General features: G+C 41.0%; 1 protein-coding gene. It reads left to right on the top strand.

Features of this window, described 5'->3' with window-relative positions; all coding sequences use genetic code 11:
* Window positions 1-1,075, top strand: a 1,075-nt coding sequence (locus QQ041_RS22090) for a PAS domain-containing protein (RefSeq protein WP_285955062.1), incomplete at both ends; no start/stop codon positions are given.

Here is a 1,075-nt window from a genome sequence, read left to right as displayed (position 1 = left end):
AATCTCAAATCAAGAAGTGAATGAACGCATTTTGTATCTTTTGCATGACGATACCAATCATATTTGCGTTAAGTTGTTTATGCCCTTGTACCAAGCAGATAACTTTACTGGTGTGATATATGGAGAAACTGCAGTTGACTACGATGATTTTTTTGGCTCGTTCGTGATGAATAGAGAACGTTGGTACGAGCTAAGTCAGGTAAAGCCGCCGATTGCTTCGCTTATTGAATCGAGTAAGAAGCTTGAAAATGTCCATGATTCACATAATCCAGAGAAAAGTAAATTCAATGAAAAAGACTGGTTATTAACCCAGACGGCTTTAACTAGAGGGGACTTGGTGTTAACCCAAGGGATAAGCCGTTCCTTTCTTAATGAGCAATTATCAACGCTTCAAAAAGAACTATTAAATGGACTTTTTATCATTTTAACAATTAGTTCTGCTCTAGTTGCCTTGATGGGGCAAAGATTGTTCGTTAATCCCCATAAAGAGCTAGACAGCTCTAAGAAGTTGCTTGAAGAGTCTAACCGGCTGTTAGGAGAAAAAGAGCGTGACAGTCGTCTTTTGGCGACAGTGGTTAAAGCAGCGAGAGATGCCGTTATTATCACTGACAAAGAAGGGCGGATTGAGTGGGTAAATAGCGCTTTTGAGGTCATGACCGGTTATCGTTTAGATTCCGTAAAAGGTTTGACACCCGGTTCATTTCTACAAGGTGAAAAAACTTGTTTTGAGACGGTCAGTCGCATTGGATCTGCGCTCAAAAAGGGTAATCAAGTTAAAGCTGAAATATTGAACTATACGATTGATAAGTCTCCTTATTGGGTGGATATCGACATAGTGCCTTTACGTAACGGCGAAGGTGAAGTTGAACACTTTATTGCGATCGAACGTGATGTTACCGATTTCAAGAAGCTTGGGCTTGAGTTAGAAGATCAAGCGAACAAAGCGCGCCAGGCCAATGAAGCTAAATCATTGTTTTTGGCGACGATGAGTCATGAGATCAGAACCCCAATGAATGGCTTACTTGGAATCCTACAGATGCTCGTCGACGATCTAGAGAAAGAAGAGCAGCGAGAA

Origin of the sequence: Vibrio sp. TMPB1044 (assembly GCF_030442075.1) — a bacterium.
Taxonomy (GTDB): Bacteria; Pseudomonadota; Gammaproteobacteria; order Enterobacterales; family Vibrionaceae; genus Vibrio; species Vibrio satsumensis.
Note: the sequence above shows the minus strand (reverse complement) of the source record. Positions and strands in the feature narration are given on the sequence as shown.